Annotated in this window: 2 protein-coding genes; both read right to left on the bottom strand. The window is 31.5% G+C overall.

From position 1 onward, the window contains the following. Positions 1-208 precede the first annotated feature (208 nt). Complete coding sequence (locus tag ICJ85_RS16050) at positions 209-436, bottom strand: hypothetical protein (protein WP_188224813.1); 228 nt, start codon at positions 434-436, stop codon at positions 209-211. A 9-nt stretch (positions 437-445) separates the two neighbouring features. Beyond that, a complete protein-coding gene (locus ICJ85_RS16045; protein WP_188224812.1) occupies positions 446-766 on the bottom strand; it encodes a hypothetical protein in 321 nt (106 codons plus the stop codon). Between the last annotated feature and the right edge of the window lie 1,104 nt (positions 767-1,870).

Raw genomic sequence — 1,870 nt, 5'->3', positions numbered from 1 at the left:
TTACTTTGTCATTTTTGTACATAATTATTAAAATTATGTAGCCTTATTTCCGGACGGGTCAATATTGTGGGCAACGGCTTCGTATAACCGTCAGTTACGGGTTATATACGTTAATTTTTGGTTTAAAACTGGCGTTAGCAATTCCGAGTGGATTCGGACGTAGTCGAATCCGCCGTAATTGCGGTTATACATTGTTGTAAACAGTTTTTTAGTATTTAGAAATCCTGTATTCATCATTTTGTTCTACACATAGGTAATTACCTCCAAAATCTCCACTACCTTTAATTTTTTTAAATGTCAGCTCGTTAAAATATCCCGTATTAAAATTGCTTGTAAATTCTATTTCTCCAATTTCTGAAGAATGATGAGGATATCTGTACTCTTTGTTATTGGTCAGTCTCGCGATATGTGATTTTTGAATTATTTTTTGAGGCATATTTGTATTTTATCCTTGCCAAACTGAAAAATCAGTTGCGATTCCATTTTCGTTAAAACTAATTGTCAAACTTCCCGTATTAATTCCGTGTTTTGACATTCCTAAATAATATCTAAAATCCGAATTTGTTTCTGAATCGGGTTTTCCTAATAATTCAATTATTTCCGTTTTCGATTTTCCTTTCAGTTCGTGGCTATTCCGTAAACTATTCATCATATCCCAACGCAACGACCATTCAGCTTCTGATTCCGTCCAATTTTTCCACTTTTCAGAGTCAAATTGCTCGTGAGTGATATTTCCTTTCAGAGCAAATCCGATAAGAACTAGCATTCCGATAATTAAAAATCCATATTTAAATACTTTGCTCAATGTTCGTTTTAAATTGTTTACAACGTGTTTGTATATGGTTTGTTGCGTGGTTTTGCACGTAATTTAGCAAATAAAAACCGAATAGAAAATCCGCGAGGATTTTCGTAAGTAGGCTTGAACTAGCAATAAATTATATACGGTGTTGGCAACTGGCTTTATTTTTTTGTCGTTTTTTTCCGTTTCTCAAAAATTCAATGATTAGTATTGAAATGCTATTCATACTTTTCCGATTTCTGAATTTCCGCTCTTTCATTCAGTCCGTCAGTCATTTTTATTGCGGTTGCTTTTCGTTTTTTAAAATCCAAGCTTTATTTCCGACATCACTACTTTGAAGAACTATTGTATATCCAGATTTAGTTCAACCAATTAATATTATGTCTTAATGCAAATACCATTAATATATTTAGCACTATTATCGTAACCATAAATAAAGATGATAATATGCGGTATTTTATTTTTGTCTTTTTACTATAATTCAAATAGTTGTCCCAAATTTTTATATATCGGTTATTATGGGAAAAGTAAGTGTAATTAGCAACGATAAGAAGTGAAATTAATATAATTCCATAAGTTTTATCTCTTTCCATTATTAAATCTCGTCTCCTTAAAATTTGGAATGTTATAAAATCATTGATAAATAAAATTGTAAAGAATTGGTACATAACCAACGAAAGAATTGTTGAAAAAAAAGGATAATCTCTGTTCCTAAATAATTTCGCAGTAATCTCGAAATTGACGCAAAAAAATTTATAGAGCATATTCATTAGGTTTATTTTTCAGCTTGTTGCCAACGGTTTGTGTATAGTTTCGTTGCGTGAAAATCCGCAGGATTTTCGTGTTAAGAAACTAAGATAGCAAACTTGCGAGGATTTTCCGTGAGGAAAATCAGAAGCAATGAATTATACACTGTGTTGTAGTGCGTTTTTATTGGTTTCAAATTAGGGTCTAAAACCCTGCAATTTCATTGCAGCACTTTAGTGATATAAAAATTATATCTTTATGATATGTCAGAATATCAGCGAAGAGGATCTCATACAGTTAGTCATTTGAGTTGTCATATAGTTT

Origin of the sequence: Aestuariibaculum marinum, from assembly GCF_014596975.1 — a bacterium.
GTDB classification, from domain to species: Bacteria; Bacteroidota; Bacteroidia; order Flavobacteriales; family Flavobacteriaceae; genus Aestuariibaculum; species Aestuariibaculum marinum.
This window is presented reverse-complemented; position numbering and strand designations above follow the sequence as displayed.

Excerpts from the sequence above, each read along its gene's own strand:
- ICJ85_RS16050 (WP_188224813.1), bottom strand. The coding sequence starts at position 436 with ATGCCTCAAAAAATAATTCAAAAATCACATATCGCGAGACTGACCAAT.
- ICJ85_RS16045 (WP_188224812.1), bottom strand. The coding sequence starts at position 766 with ATGCTAGTTCTTATCGGATTTGCTCTGAAAGGAAATATCACTCACGAG.